The organism is Methylocystis sp. S23, assembly GCF_054106005.1.
In genome coordinates this window covers 1,761,959-1,785,375 of record NZ_CM134185.1, presented here as the reverse complement: position 1 = coordinate 1,785,375, position 23,417 = coordinate 1,761,959, and the positions used below count along the sequence as shown (strand labels likewise).

The following is a 23,417-nucleotide window of genomic DNA, read 5'->3' as shown; positions in this document are numbered from 1 at the left end:
GACCGCAAACGCGATTGCTCTTATGGTTTCGCTTAAGGAATTTCGCAGGATCCACGTGAAATTGGCGCGCCTTCTTGTAAGTTCGCTTATTTGCTGCGGCTTTCTCTTCGCCGCGCAAGCGCCCGCGCGCGCCTTCGACTTTTTCGGCCTCTTCGGCGCGCCCGAAAAGGCGCAACCCGGCCCCGACGCGGTCGCCTATGACGTGGTCTTCAAGGGACTCGACAACGACGGGAAGCTGGAGCAGACGCTGAGGGACGCGTCGAATAGCTGGCGCCTGCGGCTCGACTCTCCTTCCGCGGGCGTCGGACTGACCCGCCGCGTCGTCGCCGATTATCCGCGCATCACGGACGCGCTTTGGGCGAGCGGCTATTTCAACGCGACCGTTCGCGCGAGCGTCGCTGGCGTGACCATTTCGCCGGAGGGCAAAGGCGCCGAATCGGCGGCGGCCGCCGCCGAACGCTATCGCGGCGCGGCGCTCGCGCCGGTCGTTTTCGAGATCGATCCGGGACCGCTTTTCACGCTGCGCCATGTCGTCGTCTATGACGCGCGCACCAACGCGCCGATCGATCCCGCGCTTTTCTCGCGCAAGGCTTTCGACAGCGATCCCGACGATCCCGCGCGCGCGGCGGCGCTGCAAGCGCGCGAGGCCGAATGGATCGATCAATTGCGCGACAAATCCTATCCGCTCGCCAAGGTCGTCTCGTCGCGCCCCGTGATCTTTCACAATGAGCATGTGATGGATGTGGCGCTGACCGTCGATCCCGGTCCGAAGGCCGGCGTCGGCGCCGTGGAGCTTTCGGGCTCGCCGGGCGTCGATCCGGCGGTGATCCGCTCCTTCATCTATCTGGAGGAGGGCGAGCCCTACAGCCCGAAGAAGCTCGCCGACACGCGCAAATCCGTCGCGCGCATCGAGGCGCTCGGCGGCGTGAAGGTCGAGGACGGCGCGCATCTCGACAAGAACGGCAATCTGCCGATCCTCGTCGAAACGAGCGAGCGCAAGCGCCACGCGATCGGCGCCTCGGCCATGTTCTCCAACATTAACGGCCCGTCGCTGCGCACTTATTGGGTCGACCGCAATCTCTTCGGCGGCGCCGAACGCCTGCGCTTCGATCTCGAAGGCGGCCTCGCTTATTACAATAATTCGTCCGCCTTCATTTCCTTTCCGGAGCTGAAGGCGAGCAACCTCGTCGGCGCCGCGCGTCTGAGCTTCCTCAAGCCGGCGCTCTGGGGCACGCGCAACGATCTCCTGCTCGACGCCGCGGCGGTGCGCGAGCGCACCGTCTATTACTGGGCGTCCTACGGCAATTTCAACGGCGCCGTCCGCCATCGCTTCAGCGACACGGCCTCTATCCAGGCGGGGCTCGAGGTCGAGGGCGGACAGTTCTTCGACGTCTACGGCCTGCATGACTATTCGCTGCTCGGCTTTCCGATCTCCGGAACCTATGACAGCACCGACAATGCGCTCGCGCCGACGCGCGGCGTTCGCGTCAACGCCCGCGTCGCGCCTTATGTGAAGGCGCTGCCGCATGGCGTCGGCATGGTGGAGTCGAAGGGCCAGGCCTCCGCCTATTACGCGCTCGACGAGGACGCCTGGTATATCCTCGCCGGCCGCGTCGCGGCGGGCTCCATTGTCGGCGCCTCGGTCGAGAACGCGCCCGCGAACCGCCGGTTCTTCGCGGGCGGCGGCGGTTCGGTGCGCGGCTATCGCTATCGCTCCATCAGCCCCGAAAACGGCTTCGGCTGGCCGACCGGGGGCCTCAGCCTGTTCGAGGCCTCCGCCGAGGCGCGCATCAAGGTGACGCAGAATATCGGCGTTGTGCCTTTCATCGACGCCGGCGCCGCCTTCTCTTCGCCCTGGCCGGATTTCAGCTCCACCATGCGCCTCGCGGCGGGCGTCGGGCTCCGTTACTATACGGGCATCGGCCCCATTCGATTCGACGTCGCCACGCCGCTCAATCCGAGGCCGCAGGACAGCCGGCTCGCCATCTTCATCGGCATCGGGGAAAGCTTTTAGATGCGCAAGCGCTCTCGCGCCATCGCCGCCGGCGCACTGGCTTTAGCCGGTTTCGCGCTCGGCGCGGGCGTCTATTCGCTGCATAGCGAATCGGGCGGCCAATCGCTCGCGCGCTTCGCCTCAAACGCCGCGTCCTCTCCGGACATGAAGGTCGAGATCGGCGCGATCGACGACATTCTGTCGTCGACGCCTTCTCTTCGCAATGTGGTGGTTTCCGATCGCGACGGCCCCTGGCTGAAGATCGACCGAATCGCCGCCAAATGGTCGCGCCTCGCATTGCTTGGCCTGAAGCTCGACATCGATCGCGTCGAGATCGGCGAAGTCGATATCCTGCGCCGCCCGGCTCCGGCCGCCGAGGCGAAGCCGGCTGAACCGAAATCGGGGAGCATGTCCTTTCCGCCGAATCTGCCGATCGGCGTGCGGCTCGGTGAGCTGGCGCTCGCCAGGCTCGTCCTCGCCGAGCCGGTGGCGGGCTCCGCCGCGACTCTTTCGATCGACGCCGGCGCCGAGCTGACCGGCGCGAAGGCGAGCCTGCGGCTCCTCGCGCAGCGGCTCGACGCGCCGGGCTCCGTCGGCGCCGACGCGGGCTATACGTCCGGCGACGGCAAGCTGCATATCAAGCTCGCCGTGAAGGAGCCCGGCGACGGGCTCATCGCGCGCCTCGCCAAGATTCCCGGCCTGCCGCCGGTGGAGGCCGCCATTGACGGCGACGGAACGCTCGACGCTTTCGCGGCGACGATCGCCGCCAAGGCGGGCGAGGCCGGCGCGGAAGGGAGCGCGAAGATCGCGCGCGACGGCGCGGCGCGGCGCGTCGATCTCGATGTGACGGCGCGGCTCGCCGACCTGCTGTCGCGGGACCTCGCGCCGCTCTTCGCCGAGACCACGAAGATCGAGGCGACCGCGCATCTCGCCGATGACGGCGCCAAGGCGCTCGACCGTCTGGCGCTTGCGGCGTCCTCTTTCCAACTCGGCGCCTCGGGCCGTCTCGACGCCGATGGCAAAGGCGCCGGGAGCGCGAAGCTTTCCGCCGCCGATCTCGACCGCTTCTCGCGCCTCGCGGGGCGCGATCTGCGCGGCGCGCTCGATCTCTCCGCCGATCTTTCCGGCGCGCCGCTCGACGGCGGCGTGACGGCGGCGCTCGACGGCGCGGTCACGGGGCTCGGCTCCGGCGTCGCGGCGATGGACGGGCTCGTCGGCGAACGCCTGCAACTCTCCGGCAAGGTCGCGACGCTTCCCAATGGCGGGCTCGCCTTCGAGAAGCTCGCCTTGAACGGCGCGCATGTCTCCGCGCTGATCGACGGCGAGGCGACGAAGCAGAAAGCCAAGATCGACGCGAAGATTGACCTGCCGGAGCTGAAATATGCCGGCCTGCCGCTCACCGGCCGCGCCAATGTCGCGGCCGCCGTGACGGGCGCGCTCGACAAGCCCGACGCGACGCTGAAAATGACGCTGGAGGACGCGACCGCCAATGGCCGTCCGATCCCGAAGCTCGCCTTGCAAAGCGAGGCGCATGACCTTCTCGGCCAGCTCACGGCGCTGGCGACGCTCGACGGCGAGGTCGACCGCAAGCCGGCGAAAGGCCGTTTCTCGCTCGCGCGCGCCGGGCAGGGCTGGAAGCTCGACGAGCTCGATCTTGCTGTCGGCGGCGCGACGGCGAAGGGCCAGCTCGCGCTCGACGAGGCGGGGCTTGCGAGCGGGCGCCTCTCCGTCGATGCGCCCAATCTCGACGATCTTTCGGCGCTCGCTTTGCAAAAGCTCGGCGGCCGGCTTAGCGCCGACATCGCCCTCGAAGCGGCGGGCGGCGGGCAGAATGTCTCCGTCGACGCGCAGGGAGCAGGCGTCGAAGCGTCAGGCGCGTCCATCGGCCGACTCGGCGCCAGATTCTCGGCGCGCGATCTCTATCGCCAGCCGGCGCTCGACGGCGACGTCTCGATCGACAACGCCCGCATCGGCAAGGAGACGATCGGCAAGGCCCGTCTCCTCGCCCGCCCTGCGGGGAACGGCGCGGCGGCGCTCGATCTCTCGCTCGACGCGCGCGGCTTCAACATTGCGAGCCGCGCGACGCTGACGCCCGGCGAGGCGACGCAGCTCGACATCGCCTCCTTTTCCGCGCAGCGCGCCGGCAAGAAAATTGCGCTCGCGCAGCCCGCCATCGTGACCGTGCAGCGCGGCGCGATGAATCTGCGCGGCGTCTCCGTCGCGCTCGGCTCGGGGCGTCTCGACATCGACGGCGTGATCGGCGAGCGCATCGATCTCACGGCGAAAGCGCGCGCCGCGCCGCTCTCCGTCGCTTCGATCGTCGATCCCTCGCTCGGCCTCGACGGAACGGTGGAGGCGGAGGCGCGCATCACGGGAACGAAAGCCGCGCTTGCCGGCGACTGGCGCGTGAAGGCGTCAAAAGTAACGGCGCCGCAATTGCGCGCGAACGGTCTGCCGGCGATCGACGCCATGGCGAGCGGCCGCCTCGCCAATTCGCGCATGACGGTCGACGCCGACATTGCGCTCGGCGCGACGAGCAAGCTCAAGATCGCAGGCTCCGCGCCGCTCGGCGAGGGCGGGCTCGACCTTTCCGTGAAGGGCGCGCTCGACGCTGCGCTCGCCAACACAATGCTCGCCGCGAACGGCCAGACCGTCGCGGGCAAGGCCAATGTCGATCTGCGCCTCACGGGTCCCGCCGCCAGTCCGATCGTCGGCGGCGCCGTCAATATTGCCGACGGCGCCTTCAGCGATCCCCTGAACGGCGTGAGCCTCGCGAAGATCAACGGCAGATTGGAGGGGCGCGGCCATGATCTCACCATTGGCGGCCTCAGCGCGCAGACGAAGAATGGCGGGCAGATCGCCGTCGCCGGCCGCGTGACGATCGCGCCCGACGCCGGCATGCCCGGCGCGCTGCATGTCTTCGCCAATAATGCGCAGCTCGCGAGCACGGATATTGTGAACTCCGTCGGCGATCTCGATCTCATGATCTCGGGTCCGCTCGCGCGCAATCCCAAGATCGCCGGCAAGGTCAATCTCGACTCGATGGATGTGAGCGTCCCCGACCGCCTGCCGGCCAATCTGAAGCCGCTTCCCGGCTCGACCCATATCAACGCGAAAGGCTTCGCCGCCCAGATGCTCGCGCTGGAGCGTAAGCAGAAGGAGAAGGCGGGGCGCAAATCCAATTTCGACGCGTCGCTCGATCTCGCGCTTTCGGCGCCCAACAAGATTTTCGTGCGCGGCCGCGGCATCGACGCGGAGTTCGGCGGCGATCTGAAGATCGGCGGCGCGATCCAGAAGCCCAATGTCCTCGGCGGCTTCGATCTGCGGCGCGGCAAGATGCAGCTTCTCACGCAGCGCATCGACATTACGCGCGGCAAGCTGTCCTTCACCGGCGGACTCGCGCCGCAACTGGATTTCCTGGCGGAGACCACGGCCGCCGACATTACGGCGCGGATCGGCGTCTCGGGTCCCGCCGCGTCGCCGGTCTTCACTTTCTCCTCGACGCCGGAAATGCCGCAGGACGAGGTGCTTTCGCGCCTGCTCTTCGCCAAGGCCTCGGGCTCGCTCACGCCGTTTCAGGCGGTTCAGCTCGCCGCCGCGCTCGCGCAATTTTCCGGCGCGGCGACGGGCGTGGACGCTTTCGAGAAGATGCGCAAGGCGCTCGGCGTCGACTCGCTCGATCTCGACGCCGGCGGCGCCGGCGGCCCGACGGTCGGCGCCTCGCGCTACATCATGGACGGCGTCAGCGTCGGCGTGAAGACGGGCGCCAAGCCCGAGCAGAGTTCCGTCAATGTCGGCGTCGACGTTACGCGCGGCGTGCGTCTGCAAAGCGAAACCACGATCGACGGCAAGACGTCGATGGGCATAGGGATCGAGCATGAATATTGAGGGCGCCGCGACTGGCGCGACGCCCTCGTCTTCGTAAGGGGGTGAGTTCCGATTGGCCGCATGGCTCCATGAAAACCGATCGCGTTTAGCCGCAGACCCACACCCAGCCGGCATAGCCCGGACGCCAGCAGGAGCCCGTTCCGTAAGGATACCAGGTCCCGCCCCAATAGCGGCCGCCGCCCCAGCCCCAGCCGTGACCATGCCCGTGGCCGCCCCAACCCCAGCCGTGACCATGGCCATGGCCGCCCCAGCCATGCGCGAAGGAAGCCGTGGGAAGAGCCAGAACGCCGGCGAGCGCCGTGACGAAAGCAAGTTTGCGCAACATTTTTTACACTCCTCAATTCGAACTGTCGGTTCACTCGTTTGGAACCGTGGGAAGCATGCGCGCGGGCCGGCGGAAATGCTGTGCGCCGCCACACATGCCGGCCTTTCGCGACTGCGGTTCCGTTTGCTTCGCTCGCGCGCTCCGTCATTGCGAGGCGCGAAGCGACGAAGCAATCCAGGAGTCGCTTCCTGGTGTATTCAGGATTGCTTCGCCTTCGACTCGCAATGACGCTGCGAGCGGCGATGCGCTCACTCGACGCAGACGACGGAATACAGGCCGGCGTAAAACGACGGCACGGGAGACCAGGCCGTTTTCGGAGGATAGGCGCTCCGGATCGCGCCGGCGCCCATTGGCGCCTCGAACCAATCGCCGCCCTCCGACCGATAGGCGTTCTTCCCGCAGTCCAGCAACACCTTCTCGACCTCGGACAGACCCTTTTCCGATAGCTTGAAGGACGCCGCTTCGGGAGACGCCGGATCATAATCGGTCAGCGCGCGGATGGAGACGACGCTTTCGGGAAGCGCCTTGCGCGAAGCGGGATCCACATAGGTTGTCGAGAAACCCTCCTGCGAAACGAGCTGCCAGTCCGCTTGGGCCATGTCGGGCGCGCAGACCGCAAATGTCAGGACGAAGAGAAGGACGTTCTTTCGCATGGGCCGCTCTCCCTCGCTTGCTGGGAATATTACCTTCCCATCGTTTCGCGGAAAGCGCAAAGCCGCATGAAAGGAATTAACGCGATGGCCTTTTCGATCAGCGAGCTCGTCTCCGCCGTCTTCAACGGCGCCCCGACGCCGGAAGCGGCGGAGAAATACACGGCGCAGCTCACGGCGATCATCTCGCTCTATATCTGCCTTGTCGCGATCTTCGTCGTCGGCGTCTATGTCCGCGCGGTGGAGAAGCGGCCGGAAATGCCGGAGGAGCGCCGCCTCTTCAAGACGTGGATCGCCTATTCGGCGATCTTCTCGATTCTCGCAGTGGCGGCGTATCTCCTATATTTCCTTATTTCCGCGAGCTGAGCGCGAAAGCCGCGACGCCGCAGGGCGGCAGGACCTTGCCGCCGAGCAGCAGAGGCGCGTTTCCGACGAGCGCCGAAATATCGGCGGGGTTCGGACCGTAATTGAAGACATAGCGCGTGCCGCCATTGTCGCGGACGCGAATGTCGCGCGGCAAGGGCAGAGCTTCGAGACGCGCGCCGTCGAGCGCCTGCTTGAGGACCGCATCCAGCAGCGCGTCGTCCGGCCATCCGGCGAGATAGGAGACATTTTCGCGCCGCGCGAGCGCGCATTCGTCGTCATAGGAGGCGATCTCGTTCTCGACGCCTTCGCCGAGGATCAGGAATTCGCGCCAGCGTTCGACATGGCCGATCTCGGCCGTAAGGACGGCGGTCGGCCGCAGGCTCTCGACGCGGCGCACGCGCAGATCAATGAGCTTGCGCAGCGGGCCCGGCGGAAGGTCGCGAGGAATCTGGAAGTCGGCGGTCTTCGCGCCCGTGCGCGGGCCCATCAGAATTTGCGCGCCGCTCTTCGCCAAAGCGTCGACGAAATCGTCCGGCGCCGTGAAGAGTCCCGGCAGCAGGACGAGCTTGCGATCCTGCACGGTTTCCGCATCTGGCGGGCCGATGTCGACGGAGAGTCCCGCGCGGCGCAGGCCGCGATAGAAATGCAGGACGAGCTCGTAATAGGAGAAGTCCCGCCCCTGCGGCTCGATCTTCCAGGCCCATTCGCTTTCATAGTCGAAGACGAGAACGACGTCGGCGCGCCGCGTCTCCACGCGCGCGTCGAGCGTCGCAAGCTCGCGCGCGATTCCTTCGACGTCGCGATAGGCTTCGTTCGGCTCTGAGTTCGGCAGGAGCAGCGCCTCATGCATCTGCTCCTGCGCGAAAGGCGCCTGCCGCCAGCGGAAATAGCTCACCGTCTCGGCGCCCGCCGCGAAGGCCTCGAAGCTCCACATGCGCACGGCGCCCTTGGCGGGGGCCGGATTCCACGGCGCCCAGTTCACGGGGCCGGGCTGCTGCTCCATCACCCACCAGCGGCCGCGGCCGCAGCCGCGATAGAGATCGTGATGAAAGGCCTGAAAATCCGGGTCGCCCACGCGCATATAGCGCGCCTTGAAGGCGTCGTCATTGGCGCTGCGTTCGAGAAAGCCGAGCGGATAGCTGTCCCAGGCCGCGGCGTCGAGATCGCGCGACAGCGCGAAATGATCGAAGGCCGTGAAGGCGCCCATGAAATTATGCAGGACCGGCCGCCCCGGCGAATGCTCGCGGATGATCTCGACCTGCCGCTTGTTGAAGGCGACAACCTGATCGGAGGAGAAGCGCCGGAAGTCGAGGAGATGCGCCGGATTGGCTTCAGCGACCGTCAGGTTCGGCAACTCGATCTCGTCGAAGCTTGCAAGCTCCATGGACCAGAAGACATTGCCCCAGGCGGCGTTCAATGCGCCGATCGAAGCGTATTTCTTCTCGCACCACTTGCGGAATGCGAGAAGCGCCGCATTCGAATAGCTCTCGACCGTATCATGACAGCCATATTCATTATCGGTCTGCCAGGCGGCGATGGCGGGATGCGCGCCGAATTCCTGCGCGAGGCGCGCGACGATGCGGTCGCATTCGCGCGCATAGCCTTCATGGCTGAAGCAGTAGTGGCGGCGCGAGCCGAATTTGCGCGGCCGCCCTTGCGCGTCGTGCGCCAGCATGTCCGGCATGGCGTCGACGAGCCACTTGGGCGGCGTCGCCGTGGGCGTGCCGAGAACGATCTCGAGCCCCGCCGCATGAAGCGTCTCGACGGCTTCGCGCATCCAGCCGAAATCATAATCGCCCTGGCGGGGCTCCAGCCGCGACCACGCAAATTCGCCGATGCGCACATAGGAGAGCCCGACGGCCTTCATGCGCGCGGCGTCCTCCGGCCAGCGGGCCGTCGGCCAGTGTTCAGGGTAGTAACAGACGCCGAGTTTCTGCCTGGTCATAAGGGAAGCCCGCCTGTGTTCGACAGGCGAGCCGTGCCCTTGGATTTTTACACGCGGATGACGGCCGGGATCGGCTACAATGGCGCAGCTCTTTCAATCGGAGAATGACGGATGACGATCAAGGCCTTCGGCTATGCGGCGCATTCGGCGACGTCGCCTTTGGTTCCTTTCCATTTCGAGCGCCGGGATCCGCGCGCCGACGACGTGACAATCGAAATCCTCTATTGCGGCGTCTGCCATTCAGACCTGCATCAGGCGCGCAACGACTGGGACAATTCGATCTATCCCATGGTGCCGGGCCACGAGATCATCGGCCGCGTCGTCGCCGTCGGTCCGTCCGTGACGCGCTTCAAGGTCGGCGATCATGCGGGCGTCGGCTGCATGGTGGATTCCTGCCTGACCTGCGACGCCTGCGAGGAAGGGCTCGAGCAATATTGCCGCTGCTTTCCGACGCTCACCTACAACGCGCTCGATAAGGAAGGCGCGCCGACCTATGGCGGCTATTCCGACCGCATCGTGGCGAAGGAGCGCTTCGTCGTGAAGATTCCCGACGGGCTCGACCTCGCCGGCGCGGCGCCGCTTCTCTGCGCCGGGATCACCACCTGGTCGCCCTTGCGTCATTGGAAGGTCGGCAAGGACAGCAAGGTGGCGGTGGTGGGCCTCGGGGGCCTCGGCCATATGGCGATCAAGCTCGCCAAGGCGCTCGGCGCGCATGTCACGCTCTTCACGCGCTCGCCCGGCAAGTCGGACGACGCCCGCCGCCTCGGCGCGGACGAGGTGGCGCTTTCGACCGACGCCGGTCAGATGGCGAAAGCCGGCGGCCGCTTCAATCTCATCATCGACACGGTTCCCTATGCGCATGACGTGAATCCCTACCTGCCGACTCTGACGATCGACGGAACGCTCGTGCTCGTCGGCTATCTGGGCCCGCTGGAGCCGGCGGTGGACAGCGTGCCGCTGATCATGGGGCGCAAGTCCGTCGCGGGTTCGCTCATCGGCGGCGTCGCCGAGACGCAGGAGCTTTTCGATTTCTGCGGCAAGCACGGCGTCGTCTCCGATGTCGAGGTGATCCGCATGCGGGAGATCAACGACGCCTATGAGCGCCTGCTCAAGGCGGATGTGAAATATCGCTTCGTCATCGACATGGCGTCGCTGAACGAATGACACGGAAGAGGATGGCGGCGCGAGCCGCCTTCCTCATTGGAGCGCGCCGCGAGACGCGCCGTCATTGCGAGCGAAGCGAAGCAATCCAGGGCCCGCGCTGGCTGCTCTGGATTGCTTCGTCGGCAAGGCCTCCCCGCAATGACGGCGTCGTCCGGCGCGGCTCCGCGAAATAGCGGGAGCCGATTTTCCGCATGGAACGCGCGCTAATCTCGTTATCCGCGTTTGGGCGATTCCGTCTAAACTCCGCGCGCTCCAGCCAGGCTCCTCACGACTGCGCCAGCGCCGGATAGTCCGTATAGCCCGCCGGCCCCTGCGCGTAGAAGGTCTCGGGCTTGGGCTCGTTCAGCGGCGCGCCGCGCCGGAAGCGCTCGACGAGATCGGGATTGGCGATGAAGAGCTTGCCGAAGGCCACGGCGTCGGCCTCGCCCGAAGCGAGAGCTGCTTGCGCCGTCTCGAAAGTGAAGCTCTCATTGGCGATGAACGGACCGCCGAATTCCCGCTTGAGATAAGGCCCGAGCGCGTCGGCGCCCGGATGCTCGCGCGCGCAGATGAAGGCGATTCCGCGCCTTCCGAGCTCCCGCGCGACATAGCCGAAGGTCGCCTTGGGGTCGGAATCGCCCATGGAGTGGGAGTCGCCGCGCGGCGCGAGATGCATGCCGACGCGCCCGGGCCCCCAGACCTCGATGGCGGCGTCGGTCGCCTCCAGCATCAGCCGCGCGCGGTTCTCGATCGAGCCGCCATAGCGGTCGGTCCGCTTGTTCGCGCTGTCCTGCAGGAACTGGTCGAGCAGATAGCCGTTCGCGCCGTGGAGCTCGACGCCGTCGAAGCCGGCGCGCCTGGCGTTCTCGGCGCCCCGGCGAAAGGCCGCGACGACGCCCGCGATCTCCTCCGTCCCCAGCGCGCGGGGGACGGGGTGCGGCTGCTTGGGCCGCAGCAGGCTGACATGCCCCTCGGCCGCGATGGCGCTCGGCGCCACGGGCGTCGCGCCGTCGAGATAGATCGGGTGAGAGATGCGCCCCACATGCCAGAGCTGCAACATGATGCGGCCGCCCGCTTCATGCACGGCGCGCGTGACGTCCCGCCAGCCTTCCACCTGCGCGTCGGACCAGACGCCCGGCGTGTCGGGGTAGCCGACGCCCATGGGCGTGACGGAGGTCGCCTCGGATAGGATGAGCCCCGCCGAGGCGCGCTGCGCATAATAGTCCCGCATCAGCGCGTTCGGCGTGCGCCCCGCGCTCGCCCGGCAGCGCGTCAGCGGCGCCATGACGATGCGGTTGGGGAGCGTGACGTCGCCGAGGCGAAGCGGTTCGAAAAGCGTGGGCATCGGGATGATCCTGTGAAGCGGGGCGCAGATTATGCGAGGTCGGCGCAAAAAGGGAGAGAGGGCCGGAGGCCGGCGCGCGGTTGCGCGTCGATGATTCTCTGCTAACGTCATGAAATTCGATGAATGAATGGAACAGGCGCATGCATTTCCCCCTTTCAGCGGCCGCAGCTTTCATTTTCCTTTCCACGATTATGGGCGCCTCGGCTCAGACGCCGGCGAGCGGAACCTTTGTCGCGCAGCGCGCCTGTCCGGCGACCCGGTCCATTCACGGCGGCCCGCGCGCGGACGACGCGTCCGTCGAGCCGGGAGCCTCCTATCCGCTGGTCGGCAAGAACAAGCCCGACGCCACCCATTATCTGATTGAGGTCGAGGGGGCGGAGCCGTTGCGCAGATGGGTCGCCACAAATTGCGGCTCGATCGAGGAAGCCGCGGGGACAGGCGCGCCGCCAGCGGGGACGGCCGGAAACCAAAGCGCGGACGGCGCGTTCAATCTGATCGCGGTGAGCTGGCAGCCGGCCTTTTGCGAAACGCATCAAGACAAGACGGAATGCGCCACTCAGACGGCCGAGCGTTTCGACGCGACCCATTTCGCCCTGCACGGGCTTTGGCCGCAGCCGAGGGGCGTTGAATATTGCGACGTCGCGCCGAGCTATAAGGAGGCCGACGCCAACGGCGCGTGGAGCCGGCTGCCGCCCGTCGCCCTCTCCGAGGAGACCCGCGCCGCCCTGGCCCAGGCGATGCCCGGGACCATGTCGAATCTCGAGCGCCATGAGTGGATCAAGCACGGAACCTGTTTCCAGGGCGGCCGATCGCAGGAAGCCTATTTTGCCCGCGCCCTCGCGCTCATGGCGCAGTTGAACGCCTCGCGCGTGCGCGATCTCTTCGCCGGAAATATCGGCCGGACGATCACCGCCGCACAGATCAAGCAGGCTTTCGACGAGAGCTTCGGCCCCGGGGCCGGCGACCGCGTGCGCGTATCCTGTCCCGGGTCGAGCCGGAGGATCGTCGAAATGACGATCGGCCTTGTCGGCGAGATCGGCGACAATCCCACGCTCGCCACTCTGATCGCGGCGGCGCCGAGAACGTCGACCGGATGCCCCTCGGGCGTCGTCGACCCAGCCGGCTTCCGCTGAGCGCGAACCGCGAAGCCTACGCATACCCGCAAGCTCGCAAAGACCATGGAGGCTGGTGCTGCAAGAGAGGATTGAACTCTTGGAGCGTATTTGCAAGCATCTGATTTTGCGTGATGTTATCCAACAGCGGAAGGTGATTGTGTAGCAGTTTTGCGCTGCAAAGCAAGCGCGATAGGGCTGCTAGCAAGTGCCTCTAGATACCGGAGCCTACCGAACCCTACGGGAAGCTACCGGAAGCTACCGAAGGTTACGGGAGGATACCGAACCTTATGGGAAGCTACCGGAAGCTACCGGAAGCTACCGAAGGTTACGGGAGGATACCGAACCTTATGGGAAGCTACCGGAAGCTACGGGAAGCTACCGAAGGTTACGGGAAGATACCGAACCCTACCGGAAGCTACAGGAAGCTACCGGAAGCTACGGGAAGCTACCGAACCCTATGGGACTTCGTCACCTTTAATCGATGTCAAGCTTGAACTGTCCAGCGTTTCCAGTTTGCTCCTCCACTGACTTGATTGCGTTTATCCAAGTAGCAAAAGACCTTGTGGGAAGCTTGTAAAAGCCACGCCGACTTTCATCAGCGATGATGATGTCCCGACCCCTGAGAGCTTTTAGCGCGTTGTCCACGTTTGTCTCGCCGACGCCCGACTCCAAGATTATCTCTTGCCTTGAGACCCAGCTATTCTGATGAGCTGCCATTGCATTAAGTACTCTTCTATAATTCTCTGAGTTTATCTGCTCAAAATACATCTTATTAAAATATTTATGCCCAAGTTGTTCAAGCGCTCCATTCTGTTGGTATGCTCCTCCAGCTACATCTGATACATCTATAACGTTATCTGTATCCTTCTCGAAAGCACAGTAGGCAAACTGTTGTATGAAATGCGGGTATCCTTCTGACAAAAGGGCGATCATTTTAGATGCATCGGGAGTAATATCTGTTTTTTGGTTGTTCCTCTTGTTTGCATCTGCAATGCCCCTGTTGATTACGTCAATGCGCTCCAACTCTTCCAACGGCTCCAATGTCATCGCTTCAAAAACCCTAGGGGAAGACTCGTGGCTCGCTCTAAGCTTAGGGACGAGCGTCGGAAGGCCGGCCAACCCCATCAAGCAGTTGCCGCACTCTTTCCTAGTCAATCGTTCAGTGAATAGCTTCAGAAACAAGCCAAGACCGGCCTCCTCGCTCGGGCGGTCAGCTTCGTCGATAAGGATCAGCACCCCATCAAGAGAGTCCTTAGCTTCCACCAGAACGTCTGCCACTGTATCGACCAAGCCAGCAAGATTTGCCGAGTCATCGCCTCTTTCTCGATCTTTTTTGTATTTAACGCCCATGACCTCCCAGTTTGTAAGAAAATCAAAAGCTTTTTTGGCTAGCTCCTTGATGTTGTTTCGATCTGCAATAGCCGACTGAAGAGCTTTACCAATTTCTCTTACAATATCTATTTGGTCTTCACATTGTCCTAGATCAAGTGAAACCACCAAAAAATTAAATGTTGAGCCGTCCTCGCGTTTAATTCTGCCAGATGCGAGTAATTGAATAAAATAAAATAGGGAGCTTTTCCCGATGCCCCGCTCACCTTCGATTAAGAAGTGCTGTGGATTCCCGTGCTTTGCTTGAAAAAGACAACGCTCTATCGAGTGAAGCTCTTCCCCTCTCCCACTAAACATCCCTATTGAAACCAGAGAGTTTGGTCGAAAGGGATTAAACTTCATCAGTTTGCCTCTACTAGGGGGTGCGGTCGGGCCGAGAAGGGTTCGTCCGACTGATGGCGAGGTAGCAAAGTTCATTCGGAGCGCGCCACCAAAAAAATAGCAAAGTGCGTGAGCGCCTCCGTTTAATGGATCGAAACGCCTCTTTCCCCCTGCTCCCCGGCCCGCTCTATCATTGGGTAGGCAGGGAGTCGCACTCAGGGGGCTACAGGCGCTTTTGAAAGCCTACTAAGGATGTTCCTTATGCTAGTTGCTGTCCACGCCCCGCCCCGCGCTGACGCTATGCCACGATGGTTCAGCTCCTTGGCAATAGCATTGAGAGGCAAGCCTTGAGACTGCATCTCGTTGAGCAGCTTCTCAAGACGCTTAGCCCGCTCGTCCGCTTCTTTAACGACGGCTTGGCTTCCCTTGATGCGGCCAGCAGCGGCTACCTCATTGAACTTGCCTCTGTTTCCACCTAGCTTCACGCCTCTGGCCTTGGCTGACTGTAGAGCTGCCTTTGTGCGCTCGCTAATGAGTTCCCGCTCCTTCTGAGCTAACTGGGCCATGATACCGATCACGAAGCTGTCGGCCTGAGGCATGTCACAGCAGACGAACTTCACGCCTGATTTGACGAGACCAAGCAGGAAGTGAGCGTCACGGCTGAGGCGGTCGAGACGAGCTATGACGAGTGTGGCGTTGTAGAGCTTGCAGGCTTCGATAGCCTCCTGAAGCTTTGGCCTATCGTCACGCTTGCCGGACTCGATTTCCACGAAGGTAGAGACGAGGGACCAGTCACCGCCGTTTAGGTAGCTCTCAACTGCTCTCTGTTGAGCTTCTAGGCCGAGGCCGCTTTGACCTTGTCGAGCGGTGGAAACTCTGAGGTAGGCGACGAAATTGCCATGAGCCATGACCTTGTAAGTCCTAACTACCAGCGTTGTGAGATTTTACATAGACTCATTTCAGTCAACGGTCAACGGGCCTGCGCTTGTAGACTTTTCACATACGTTTTCGATTGGTTGCAGACCAGCATGCAAGGTCGAAAGTTGTTTTCGATTGGTTGCAGTCTAACACAGGCATCGAAATACGATGATCCTCGTATGAGTCAAAACACAAGCTAATAATATAAGAACTAAGGAGTATCAATGGGATATAAACAAGGTAACATTTGCTTTATGCAATCGTCTATGACTCATAGAGACGACAACACAAGCAAAGTTAGGCCTAAGCGAAAGCATGTGAAAGACAGTGCTAGGGTAATGGTTGGCACTCGCCTTACGGATGAGCAGGTAACTAAGCTTGATATGTTGGTTGGCTACTACACTCTGGTGACCGGTGTTCAGGCTACGAGGGCAAGCGTCATCGCTGATCTAATTGATATGGCTGAGGTATGAGGTAATAGCTACGTGGTTGCTGTGCGTTTGTTTTTGGTGTTGTTCGAAATCTTGATAAACAGGATAAGGTTAAAATATAGATATGAGCATAAGTCGGCTCAACAACAAGGTATGCATGGAGATTGATCAAGGTAAAATGGATATGACTGAGATAAATACTAAGGATATTGCTAAGGTCATCGCTGAGGCTAGGCAGGAAGTCAAAGGTGTTAAGGGGGTTGAACCCTTTCTTGGGACTGATGCGGACCTTGTGGAAGCGTATGAGCAGCATAAGGAATGGCAGAAGATAAATCAGCTCGATAGCCTTAGCTACGTTCCCGAACCTTTCAGAAAGAAGCAGCTGAGGCTGGTTAGTGCTGGCGCTCTGTTAGACGCTGATGTTCCGCCTCGTAAGCTGATGCTTGGGCCTTGGTTCAAGCGTAACCGCTGTTTTCAGGCCACGTGTTTGAGAGCGACCGGCTGCGCGTAGGCCCATGGCATGAGCTCGTCGAGTTTGCTCGCGAGATGTCCGTCGACGATCTTCGCGAGGACATCGGCCATATAGGCCATCGGATCGACGCCGTTCAGTTTGCAGGTCTCGATGAGCGACGCGACGATCGCCCAGTTTTCGCCGCCTCCGTCCGAACCCGCGAAGAGCGCGTTCTTGCGATTGAGGGCAATGGGACGGATCGCGCGCTCGACGATATTGGAGTCGATCTCGGTGCGCCCGTCGTCGATAAAGCGCGTCAAGCCGTCCCAGCGTGAAAGCGCGTAGCGGATCGCCTCGGCGAGCTTGGTCTTCTGGCTGATCAGCGCGAGCTTCTCGCGCAGCCATGGCTCGAGGGCGTCGAGGATCGGGCGGGATTTTTCCTGTCGCGCTGCGCGCCGGTCGTCCGGGTTCTGCCCGCGGATGTCGCTCTCGATGGCGTAGAGCGCGCCGATGCGCGCCAGAGCCTCACTGGCGATCGGCGCGGGACCTGCTGCGGCGAGTTCGTAGAAGCGCCGGCGGACGTGAGACCAGCAGAAGGCGAGCGACACGCTGTTCTTCTGCGTCAGCGCGCGATAGCCGGCGTAACCGTCGACCTGCACGACGCCCGTGAAGCCGGCAAGATGCGTGAGCGGCTGCTCGGACTTTCGGTTTTGCGCATAGACATAGACTGCGATTGGCGGATCGGCGCCGCCCCATGGCCGGTCGTCACGCGCATAAGCCCAAAGTTGGCCGGTCTTGGTGCGCCCGCGCCCGGGGTCAAGCACCGGCGCCCTTGTCTCGTCGGCGAAGATTTTTGTCGACGATCTGATGTGTTCCAGAAGCCGCTCGTGCACGGGCCGCAAATGCCAGGCGGCGCGGCCAACCCAGTCGGCGAGCGTCGAACGGTCGAGGGCGATCCCCTGCCGGGCGTAGATCTGTGCTTGGCGATAGAGCGGCAAGTGATCGGCGTATTTGGAGACCAGACATGGGCGATTGTCGCCTCGGTCGGCAGGCCGCCCTCGATCAGCCGCGCCGGGGCCGACGCCTGCACGATAGCGCCCTCGCAGGCGCGGCAGGCGTATTTGGGACGCCGCGTCACCAGCACGCGGAACTGCGCCGGCACGACGTCGAGCCGCTCGGAGACATCCTCACCGATCTGATGGAGCGCCCCTTGCAGCAGGGACAGGCTTTATCCTCGATGTCGACGATGGTTTCGATGCGCGGGAGATGCGCAGGCAGCGCGCCACGGTTCGTGCGGCGCTTTCTGGACGCCTTCTCGCGTTCGGTGGCGGACTTGGCTTCCTCCTCCGCGGCGGCGCCCGCTTCCGTCTGTTCGACCTCTTCGAGCGCGAGCAGCATCTGGTCTTCGGGAAGGGTCTCGGCGCGTCGTCCAAAGCGATGGCGCTGCATCTCCTTGATGATCTGCACGAGACGATCGTTGCGCGCCCGCTCGGCGAGGAGCATCGCCTTCAGTTCGTTAGGATCGTCGGGAAGCGTCTCGACCGCCTGCGCCATAGACGCAGAAGACCATATTTTGTGCCGTCTTTCGACGCTCTCCGACGCCCTGATTCACTGTGTCGCATCATCCCGACAAGGCCGGCGCCGACGTCTCCTTCGCGCAGTACGCGCCGCCAGTCTAGCCCCTCCAGCAGCGCCGAAAATTGCGCCGCCGACAACCGCATCACCCCGTCTTCGATCTTCGGCCAGCGGAACTCGCCGTCCTCCAGTCGCTTGGCGAAGAGGCACACACCCGTGCCGTCCCAGAAGACAAGCTTGATGCGGTCCGCCCTCTTCGCGCGAAAGACGTAGATCGCGCCGTCGAAGGGATCGCACTGTATCGTCTCGCGCACCAGCGCCGCGAGACCCTCCGCGCCCTTGCGGAAGTCGACCGGCTTCGTCGCCACCATCACGCGCACCGCGCCCGTCGGACCGATCATTTGGCGGCTTTCAACGCCCGGATCACCGCAGCGATGGTCTTTGCTTGCGCGCCGCGTCCGACCCGAACCGTGACGCCATCAACTTCAAGTTCGATCGTCGGCGTCGAATCGACTTCCTGGCGCACAGCGCGTCGTTCGCGTTTGGTGAGCGGCGCGGGCGCAGGCCCTTGCGTGACTGCGGGAACGAACAATGGCGGCGCGCCTACGTCCTCGCGAGCCTCGGTCTCTTTGCGCGCCTGACGACGCCACGTAAAAGCTGCTGCGGCGTCAGACCATGCCGCCGCGCCACTTCACAAACGCTCGCGCCCTCCGCGAAGCTCTCAGCGACAATCGCCGCTTTCTGATCCGCGCCCCACGTCCTCCGACGCCCCGAGCCCGTGAAGACCTCGATCCGCCGCGCCGGAAACGCTTCAGGCTCCGGCATATGTTTACGCTCTGAAATCGACATGTGTCGGAGCCCTCTATCGCTCCGATTATCGTCCCTACCGCTCGCTCAAAACAGGTGGGAGCAGAACAGCGCTTACGTTCAAGCTGGGTGATGCTGCAATGATTTATGCGCCAGCGGGCATTGGGAAGAGCTTTCTGACTTTGACGATCGCTATGGCGGTTGCTGGCGGTGGGACGATCAAAGGGCTGAACTGGAAGGCTGAGACGCCGACAAAGGTTTTATACATTGATGGCGAGATGCCAACGCCTGACCTTGCCGAGAGGATGAAGATGATCCTTGAAGGTGAGTGGATTGAGGGGTTGGACATTGCTCGGATGCGGGAGAACCTGTCGCTGTTTCCTCGCCTTGGTCAACCGGATGATGACGGGTTTATTGACCTCGCTAAAGAGGAGCATCACCAAATCATTGGTGGTTATGCGGTGAGGGCGGGGAGTGAGCTTGTCGTGTTCGACAATCTTTCGACGCTGACGGAAAGCATGGAAGACGAGAATAGCTCGACTCAGTTCAGGAAGATCAATGCTTTCATATCGAAACTCAAGAGGCGGGGTGTTTCGTGTCTTGTCGTGCATCATGCAAACAAGGAAGGGTTTGCCTATCGAGGGTCGTCGGCGCAAGGGGTGATCTATGACAGCATTATTCAGCTAGGCAAAGCTGATGATGGCGGGGATGCTGAACGCGATGCTGAGGAGGTCACTAAGTTCAGGATTAGCTTCGAGAAGAGTCGGGCTAAGAGGTGTGCTGAGACGTCAACTAAGGTCGTCGCAATGACGGACTTTGGTTATGCGTTGGCTGACGGTGTTGAGCATGATGCTAACCTGGCTAAGGTTATTGAGCGTGTTAAGTCGTTAGCGACTAATGCTCGCCTAGGTGAACATAAGAGGTTGTCTAAGCGACAGGCTCAGGATGCATTTGGGCTCAATCCGGATACGATTTGGAAGAAGGTTGTGATTGGGTTGGACAGGGGTTTGATCAAGGCTGATGAGGTGGAGGCGGTGTTTAGCTGCCCGCCAGCGGATGTTAGGGACGCTATGCTTCGGCAAGCGGATGATCAGGCTGAGTTCTAAGCAGCGTCAACGCTATTGCTCACGCCCTGTTGGACGGGGCGGGCGGTGTGATGGCGGATGTGAAAGGTTGGGGGAGGAGCGTTAGCTCCCCCTCACACCTGAGCGGATAGAACTATTCGTATCGACTCTTGGGTTAGCGGGTGGGCGGTTGCCCCTTCTTTTCTAGGGGGGCGACCACCGACCACTCGTCTCTGGGTGTCTAAAATGTCAGCGCCAAAGCTCGCCCCTTGTAAGAGGAACTATCACGAATAAGCGGTTTAGGATGATTACATACACAATTGAGAACGACGCCACGCGCCAGCGGGCGAAAGAGACAATTAAACTCAATACCATTGCCAATGAGAAGTTGACTTGCAGCGTCCCCGGGTGCGAGGCCAATCGGCGTAAAATATCGAAGTTCTGTAAAACCCATGCTCACTTTCATCAGGACCGTGGACACCCTCTGCTGAGACTGCCAATGGGGGACAAGCGTAAAGCCCTGTTAGCTGAGGGTGAGAAGATGTTGACGTGGCTTTCTGAGCAGCATGGAGCGGAGCGGGTAGAGGGGTGGCTTAAGGCGGCGGCTAGACGAATTAACGCCCCTCGTAGCTCGGCTATTCCACCAAGGAAGATACAGAAGCAAATGACGCAGCGGTCAAGGGCTGAAATCGTACTTGCTTGGTATCTCCATAAGCGTGGAGGCGACGCTCTAGACATTGTGAAGCTGTATTTGGCTGCTGAGCTTTACACTTGGAGGAATGATCCATTCTTCGGACCACAAATCAGGAATGGCTACACCAATCGAGTGGTCGGAACCATCGTAGCCCGGTGGGCTAAGGTCGAACAAGAGCGAGAGGTCTATCAAGTCAGGCTTGAGAAGCAGCCTTCGTGGGCTAACTCCGAGTTTAGAAGGGCTGAGGAAAGTGTGACGGTCAAAGATAGGTATAAGCCTCAACAGTCCGTCTATAAGATGCTCGGTAAGATGGTGAGGGAAATACTAAGTGAGGAAGGGCTATTGATGAGTGTGAAGTCTTATTATGATCATACAGTAAGAGAGTTGTATGCATGACTAAGGGAGGCATTGAGATTGATGCTGTCGATATAAGTCTGCTTATGCAGTCCGTAGCAAGGGTGGAAGCTAAGTTAGACGTGTTGCTCGCACAGGATCGGCCTTCGGATACGCCCCATTCCACAGCCTATATGGACGATGATGACGAGGATTGGATTAAGGGGCTTGATCCAATGACAAGGTTCAACTTGGAACGCGGGTGGACGACGAAAGAGGAGGTTCGGAAGGCGTTGAGGGAGGAGTGAATTTGATGCTCACTCAAAACCGCCCTTGTCCTTCGACAATAATTGGTTTCAATTTTTCAAGCTCCCGCTGCAAGACGAGAAGCTCATAGACGCCGTAGGCCCTTCCTTGTCTGCCCGACGAATGGCCGTCCATTGCATCAACATATTGCTCCTCAATGCCGACGCGCCTTGCACAGGTTATAAAGCGGTGACGGATTGCATGGAGGGGCTGCTTCAAATTTGGATCGGTAAGAACGCCGTCTCTCAACCAAGCTACAACCTTAGAGCCCATGAGGTCGGCTTGAGGCGTGCTTGCCTTCTGGTTTCGTCTATTGGATGGGTCACAAAATAATGGCCCATCGTTAGCAGACTGCACAAACGCTAAGAAGCCAAGCTCTATCAGTCGGGAGTGGACGGGAACCTCTCGAAACTCCCGATCCTTTACCGTTCCTGCATCAGGCGTGAATTTGAAATGTGGGAGGGGGCTCTGTCTGATGTCTTCCTTACGTAGCTGGGCAACTTCCCCACGCCGTGCGCCGGTATAAAGACAAATCAAAGGAAGCCAGCGTTGTGCCGCTTCTATTGTCCCTTGAGCGGCTGTTGCAGGAATTGCAAGGCAAGCTTTGGTGAGCGCCTTGGCTTCTTCGTCGGTCAATCCGTTCTGCCTTAGAAGCGCGGGCTTCCTGACCTTGATATGAACTTCTTTAGCGGGGTTTGCAGGGACAAGCTTCTTGCCTACCGCCCAGTTATAAACCGAGTTCAGTGCGGCCTTCTGCACGTCCCTTGCTGTGCGAGGCTTCATCCCGTCTGCCATGCGTGCGTCAATGTAGGACTGCACGTCTTCAGTCGTCACTTTCCGAGCGTCGGGGTTTTTTAGAAAGGCTGCTAGGGCGTCGAAGACACCACGATAGCGGCTGACTGTTCTAGGTGCTTGGTCAGCTTGCTCAGGGTGTTTAGCCCATTGCTCGAATAGGTCTGACAGAGTGAGTTTTTTACCGCTCTCCCTGCCGGGTTTGCTTGCAGGGTTATTCCACGATGGGAACCTGTTGGCGTCTTCGTCGGGGCGGTAGTCGCCCTCGGCATTCTTTCGGAGCTTCAGATAGGCTTGGTCCGTAGCGCTTGCTACCTCGTCGATTAGACGTGTTCTACTATCATTATCGATGAGCAGACATTCCTTAGCGAGAGTTGCATCAACGAGTGGGCCGAAGTGGGACTCCATTGAAGCGCGCCGCTTAGCTTCTTGACCTATGAGCAACGGTCCCCTGCCCAACTTCCCAGCCTTTGCAACGACGTTGCCGATAAGCAGCTTCTCCCATTTCTCAGCCGCGCCGGGATTGTCCTCTAGGCTTTCGGCGTAGGCCCGGTAGATCGTCCCCGCTAGGGCGACGGCTTCCTTTTGGCTGAGGGCTTTTACCCCAGCCCGTAGGGCGGCAAAGCGGGCCTCGACATCAGCACTGATCCGCGCGTGTTCAGCAGCGGCCTTACGTTTGTCAGGCGTTCTTAGACTGATGACAATTTCATTCTTCCCCCAGCCGGTAGGCCGGTATGAGGCGGGGAGCTTGTCGAGGATGCGCTTTATGTCTTCGGGGATGCGCTTCCTAAAGGCGGGATTGTTCGTCCCTTTACGGGTAATTGGGCGGGCCATTCTGAGGACCATTGTGTAGCAGCCTTGTGTAGCAAGGTGGCTGCGGAACGGTCAACAAAACCAGAAGGTTGCGGTCTATCAATGGGATAGGATGGTGCTGCAAGAGAGGATTGAACTCTCGACCTCTCCCTTACCAAGGGAGTGCTCTACCACTGAGCTACTGCAGCGCTGAGGTTCGCGAGGCCTGCGGCCAGCGACGACGAGCGCCTTTTGCCACAGCGCGGCGCGAGTCGCAAGCGCGGGGCCGCGCGGGATCTTCAGGCCAACAGACCTAAGCGGGCCCGCCGCCAGGCTTTCCCCTTATGGCGAAGGCCGTGTTGACAAGAATACAACCTACAGTAGCATTCATTCGTGATGATTTGCGCCGGCGGCGCTCGTTTCGCGAGCCCGCCGCGCGTTTGCGGCCAGGGGGCTGGCCGCGTTTCGGGCGATGATGGAGGCTGGGGTGGTTGACAGGATTTTATCCGACGATCTTTGGGCGGCCGTGGCGCCGCTTCTGCCGGGGAAGGAGGGAGACCCCGGATGCCGCGGCCGCGACAACCGGCTTTTTCTCGAAGCCGTTTTCTGGATCGCGCGCACGGGCGCGCCCTGGCGAGAGCTGCCGCCGGAATTCGGCAAATGGTATACAACCTATACGCGCTATCACCGATGGGGAAAGAAGGGCGTATGGCCGGGCGTCGTGGAGGCGCTGCAAAAGCGCGGCGCCGCCGGATTGCGCTATGACGCGGTCGG

The 23,417-nt window shown here is 61.7% G+C and carries 18 protein-coding genes, 1 tRNA gene and 3 pseudogenes; 10 read left to right on the top strand and 12 right to left on the bottom strand.

Translation table 11 applies throughout. The features are described 5' to 3' along the window. Positions 1 to 61: 61 nt before the first annotated feature. Positions 62 to 2,014 (top strand): autotransporter assembly complex protein TamA, encoded by a 1,953-nt coding sequence (locus ACV7JP_RS08840; protein WP_457798849.1) that lies wholly within the window; start codon positions 62 to 64, stop codon positions 2,012 to 2,014. After that, positions 2,015 to 5,881: a translocation/assembly module TamB domain-containing protein gene (locus tag ACV7JP_RS08835; protein ID WP_457798848.1), complete on the top strand. Its 3,867-nt coding sequence runs from the start codon at positions 2,015 to 2,017 to the stop codon at positions 5,879 to 5,881. Positions 5,882 to 5,966: 85 nt separating this feature from the next. Here ACV7JP_RS08835 and ACV7JP_RS08830 read toward each other — a convergent pair whose 3' ends face one another. After that, positions 5,967 to 6,206, bottom strand: a complete 240-nt coding sequence (locus ACV7JP_RS08830) for a hypothetical protein (protein ID WP_457798847.1) — start codon at positions 6,204 to 6,206, stop codon at positions 5,967 to 5,969. A gap of 248 nt (positions 6,207 to 6,454) precedes the next feature. After that, on the bottom strand, positions 6,455 to 6,859 hold the full coding sequence (locus ACV7JP_RS08825) for a surface-adhesin E family protein (protein WP_457798846.1): 405 nt from the start codon (positions 6,857 to 6,859) through the stop codon (positions 6,455 to 6,457). A gap of 84 nt (positions 6,860 to 6,943) precedes the next feature. On the opposite strand from ACV7JP_RS08825, the gene ACV7JP_RS08820 reads away from it, so the two are divergent. After that, positions 6,944 to 7,222, top strand: a complete 279-nt coding sequence (locus tag ACV7JP_RS08820) for a hypothetical protein (protein ID WP_457798845.1) — start codon at positions 6,944 to 6,946, stop codon at positions 7,220 to 7,222. Here ACV7JP_RS08820 and ACV7JP_RS08815 read toward each other — a convergent pair. Beyond that, entirely contained in the window at positions 7,206 to 9,167 is a 1,962-nt protein-coding gene (locus ACV7JP_RS08815) for a beta-galactosidase (RefSeq protein WP_457798844.1), read from the bottom strand. The two genes, ACV7JP_RS08820 and ACV7JP_RS08815, sit on opposite strands and share 17 nt — an antisense overlap. A 111-nt stretch (positions 9,168 to 9,278) precedes the next feature. On the opposite strand from ACV7JP_RS08815, the gene ACV7JP_RS08810 reads away from it, so the two are divergent. Continuing rightward, positions 9,279 to 10,331, top strand: a complete 1,053-nt coding sequence (locus tag ACV7JP_RS08810) for an NAD(P)-dependent alcohol dehydrogenase (protein WP_457798843.1) — start codon at positions 9,279 to 9,281, stop codon at positions 10,329 to 10,331. 265 nt (positions 10,332 to 10,596) lie between these two features. Here the strand turns inward: ACV7JP_RS08810 and ACV7JP_RS08805 are convergent, their stop codons facing one another. After that, positions 10,597 to 11,655 (bottom strand): alkene reductase, encoded by a 1,059-nt coding sequence (locus ACV7JP_RS08805; RefSeq protein ID WP_457798842.1) that lies wholly within the window; start codon positions 11,653 to 11,655, stop codon positions 10,597 to 10,599. Between the two features lie 140 nt (positions 11,656 to 11,795). On the opposite strand from ACV7JP_RS08805, the gene ACV7JP_RS08800 reads away from it, so the two are divergent. Beyond that, a complete protein-coding gene (locus ACV7JP_RS08800) occupies positions 11,796 to 12,788 on the top strand; it encodes a ribonuclease T2 family protein (protein ID WP_457798841.1) in 993 nt (330 codons plus the stop codon). Between the two features lie 456 nt (positions 12,789 to 13,244). Here ACV7JP_RS08800 and ACV7JP_RS08795 read toward each other — a convergent pair whose 3' ends face one another. Together ACV7JP_RS08795 and ACV7JP_RS08790 are read right to left on the bottom strand one after the other, a co-directional pair. Continuing rightward, complete coding sequence (locus ACV7JP_RS08795; protein WP_457798840.1) at positions 13,245 to 14,501, bottom strand: ATP-binding protein; 1,257 nt, start codon at positions 14,499 to 14,501, stop codon at positions 13,245 to 13,247. Between the two features lie 194 nt (positions 14,502 to 14,695). Beyond that, the gene (locus ACV7JP_RS08790) at positions 14,696 to 15,388 is read right to left on the bottom strand and encodes a recombinase family protein (RefSeq protein WP_457798839.1); all 693 of its coding nucleotides are present in this window, start codon (positions 15,386 to 15,388) and stop codon (positions 14,696 to 14,698) included. Positions 15,389 to 15,986: 598 nt separating this feature from the next. On the opposite strand from ACV7JP_RS08790, the gene ACV7JP_RS08785 reads away from it, so the two are divergent. Further along, positions 15,987 to 16,340 carry a hypothetical protein gene (locus ACV7JP_RS08785; protein ID WP_457798838.1) on the top strand — a complete coding sequence of 118 codons (354 nt, stop codon included), beginning with the start codon at positions 15,987 to 15,989 and terminating at the stop codon, positions 16,338 to 16,340. On the opposite strand, the pseudogene tnpC reads toward ACV7JP_RS08785, so the two are convergent. From tnpC to ACV7JP_RS08765, 4 genes and pseudogenes are all read right to left on the bottom strand, one after another. Further along, a pseudogene (gene tnpC / locus ACV7JP_RS08780) lies at positions 16,304 to 17,834 on the bottom strand (IS66 family transposase). The gene ACV7JP_RS08785 and the pseudogene tnpC sit on opposite strands and share 37 nt — an antisense overlap. A gap of 101 nt (positions 17,835 to 17,935) precedes the next feature. Next, a pseudogene (gene tnpB / locus ACV7JP_RS08775) lies at positions 17,936 to 18,256 on the bottom strand (IS66 family insertion sequence element accessory protein TnpB); the annotation flags it as partial. Continuing rightward, positions 18,253 to 18,381 carry a hypothetical protein gene (locus ACV7JP_RS08770; RefSeq protein WP_457797107.1) on the bottom strand — a complete coding sequence of 43 codons (129 nt, stop codon included), beginning with the start codon at positions 18,379 to 18,381 and terminating at the stop codon, positions 18,253 to 18,255. The pseudogene tnpB and the gene ACV7JP_RS08770, both read right to left, overlap by 4 nt. Positions 18,382 to 18,458: 77 nt before the next feature. Beyond that, a complete protein-coding gene (locus ACV7JP_RS08765; RefSeq protein WP_457797106.1) occupies positions 18,459 to 18,680 on the bottom strand; it encodes a transposase in 222 nt (73 codons plus the stop codon). An 11-nt stretch (positions 18,681 to 18,691) separates the two neighbouring features. Between ACV7JP_RS08765 and ACV7JP_RS08760 the strand changes: the two genes are divergently transcribed. From ACV7JP_RS08760 to ACV7JP_RS08750, 3 genes are all read left to right on the top strand, one after another. Then, positions 18,692 to 19,768: an AAA family ATPase gene (locus tag ACV7JP_RS08760; RefSeq protein ID WP_457799054.1), complete on the top strand. Its 1,077-nt coding sequence runs from the start codon at positions 18,692 to 18,694 to the stop codon at positions 19,766 to 19,768. 457 nt (positions 19,769 to 20,225) lie between these two features. Next, on the top strand, positions 20,226 to 20,816 hold the full coding sequence (locus tag ACV7JP_RS08755) for a hypothetical protein (RefSeq protein ID WP_457798837.1): 591 nt from the start codon (positions 20,226 to 20,228) through the stop codon (positions 20,814 to 20,816). Then, on the top strand, positions 20,813 to 21,061 hold the full coding sequence (locus ACV7JP_RS08750; RefSeq protein ID WP_457798836.1) for a hypothetical protein: 249 nt from the start codon (positions 20,813 to 20,815) through the stop codon (positions 21,059 to 21,061). Before ACV7JP_RS08755 ends, ACV7JP_RS08750 begins: the two co-directional genes overlap by 4 nt. Positions 21,062 to 21,074: 13 nt before the next feature. On the opposite strand, the gene ACV7JP_RS08745 is transcribed toward ACV7JP_RS08750, so the two are convergent. Further along, positions 21,075 to 22,697, bottom strand: a complete 1,623-nt coding sequence (locus ACV7JP_RS08745; RefSeq protein ID WP_457798835.1) for a DUF6538 domain-containing protein — start codon at positions 22,695 to 22,697, stop codon at positions 21,075 to 21,077. Between the two features lie 80 nt (positions 22,698 to 22,777). Next, positions 22,778 to 22,852 (bottom strand) — tRNA-Thr (locus tag ACV7JP_RS08740). 266 nt (positions 22,853 to 23,118) lie between these two features. Between ACV7JP_RS08740 and ACV7JP_RS08735 the strand changes: the two are divergent. Next, positions 23,119 to 23,376, top strand: a pseudogene (locus ACV7JP_RS08735) (transposase); the annotation flags it as partial. Between the last annotated feature and the right edge of the window lie 41 nt (positions 23,377 to 23,417).

Excerpts from the sequence above, each read along its gene's own strand:
- ACV7JP_RS08835 (WP_457798848.1), top strand. The coding sequence starts at position 2,015 with ATGCGCAAGCGCTCTCGCGCCATCGCCGCCGGCGCACTGGCTTTAGCC.
- ACV7JP_RS08830 (WP_457798847.1), bottom strand. The coding sequence starts at position 6,206 with ATGTTGCGCAAACTTGCTTTCGTCACGGCGCTCGCCGGCGTTCTGGCT.
- ACV7JP_RS08825 (WP_457798846.1), bottom strand. The coding sequence starts at position 6,859 with ATGCGAAAGAACGTCCTTCTCTTCGTCCTGACATTTGCGGTCTGCGCG.
- ACV7JP_RS08820 (WP_457798845.1), top strand. The coding sequence starts at position 6,944 with ATGGCCTTTTCGATCAGCGAGCTCGTCTCCGCCGTCTTCAACGGCGCC.
- ACV7JP_RS08815 (WP_457798844.1), bottom strand. The coding sequence starts at position 9,167 with ATGACCAGGCAGAAACTCGGCGTCTGTTACTACCCTGAACACTGGCCG.
- ACV7JP_RS08810 (WP_457798843.1), top strand. The coding sequence starts at position 9,279 with ATGACGATCAAGGCCTTCGGCTATGCGGCGCATTCGGCGACGTCGCCT.
- ACV7JP_RS08805 (WP_457798842.1), bottom strand. The coding sequence starts at position 11,655 with ATGCCCACGCTTTTCGAACCGCTTCGCCTCGGCGACGTCACGCTCCCC.
- ACV7JP_RS08800 (WP_457798841.1), top strand. The coding sequence starts at position 11,796 with ATGCATTTCCCCCTTTCAGCGGCCGCAGCTTTCATTTTCCTTTCCACG.
- ACV7JP_RS08795 (WP_457798840.1), bottom strand. The coding sequence starts at position 14,501 with ATGAAGTTTAATCCCTTTCGACCAAACTCTCTGGTTTCAATAGGGATG.
- ACV7JP_RS08790 (WP_457798839.1), bottom strand. The coding sequence starts at position 15,388 with ATGGCTCATGGCAATTTCGTCGCCTACCTCAGAGTTTCCACCGCTCGA.
- ACV7JP_RS08785 (WP_457798838.1), top strand. The coding sequence starts at position 15,987 with ATGGAGATTGATCAAGGTAAAATGGATATGACTGAGATAAATACTAAG.
- ACV7JP_RS08765 (WP_457797106.1), bottom strand. The coding sequence starts at position 18,680 with ATGCCGGAGCCTGAAGCGTTTCCGGCGCGGCGGATCGAGGTCTTCACG.
- ACV7JP_RS08755 (WP_457798837.1), top strand. The coding sequence starts at position 20,226 with ATGGGGGACAAGCGTAAAGCCCTGTTAGCTGAGGGTGAGAAGATGTTG.
- ACV7JP_RS08750 (WP_457798836.1), top strand. The coding sequence starts at position 20,813 with ATGACTAAGGGAGGCATTGAGATTGATGCTGTCGATATAAGTCTGCTT.
- ACV7JP_RS08745 (WP_457798835.1), bottom strand. The coding sequence starts at position 22,697 with ATGGTCCTCAGAATGGCCCGCCCAATTACCCGTAAAGGGACGAACAAT.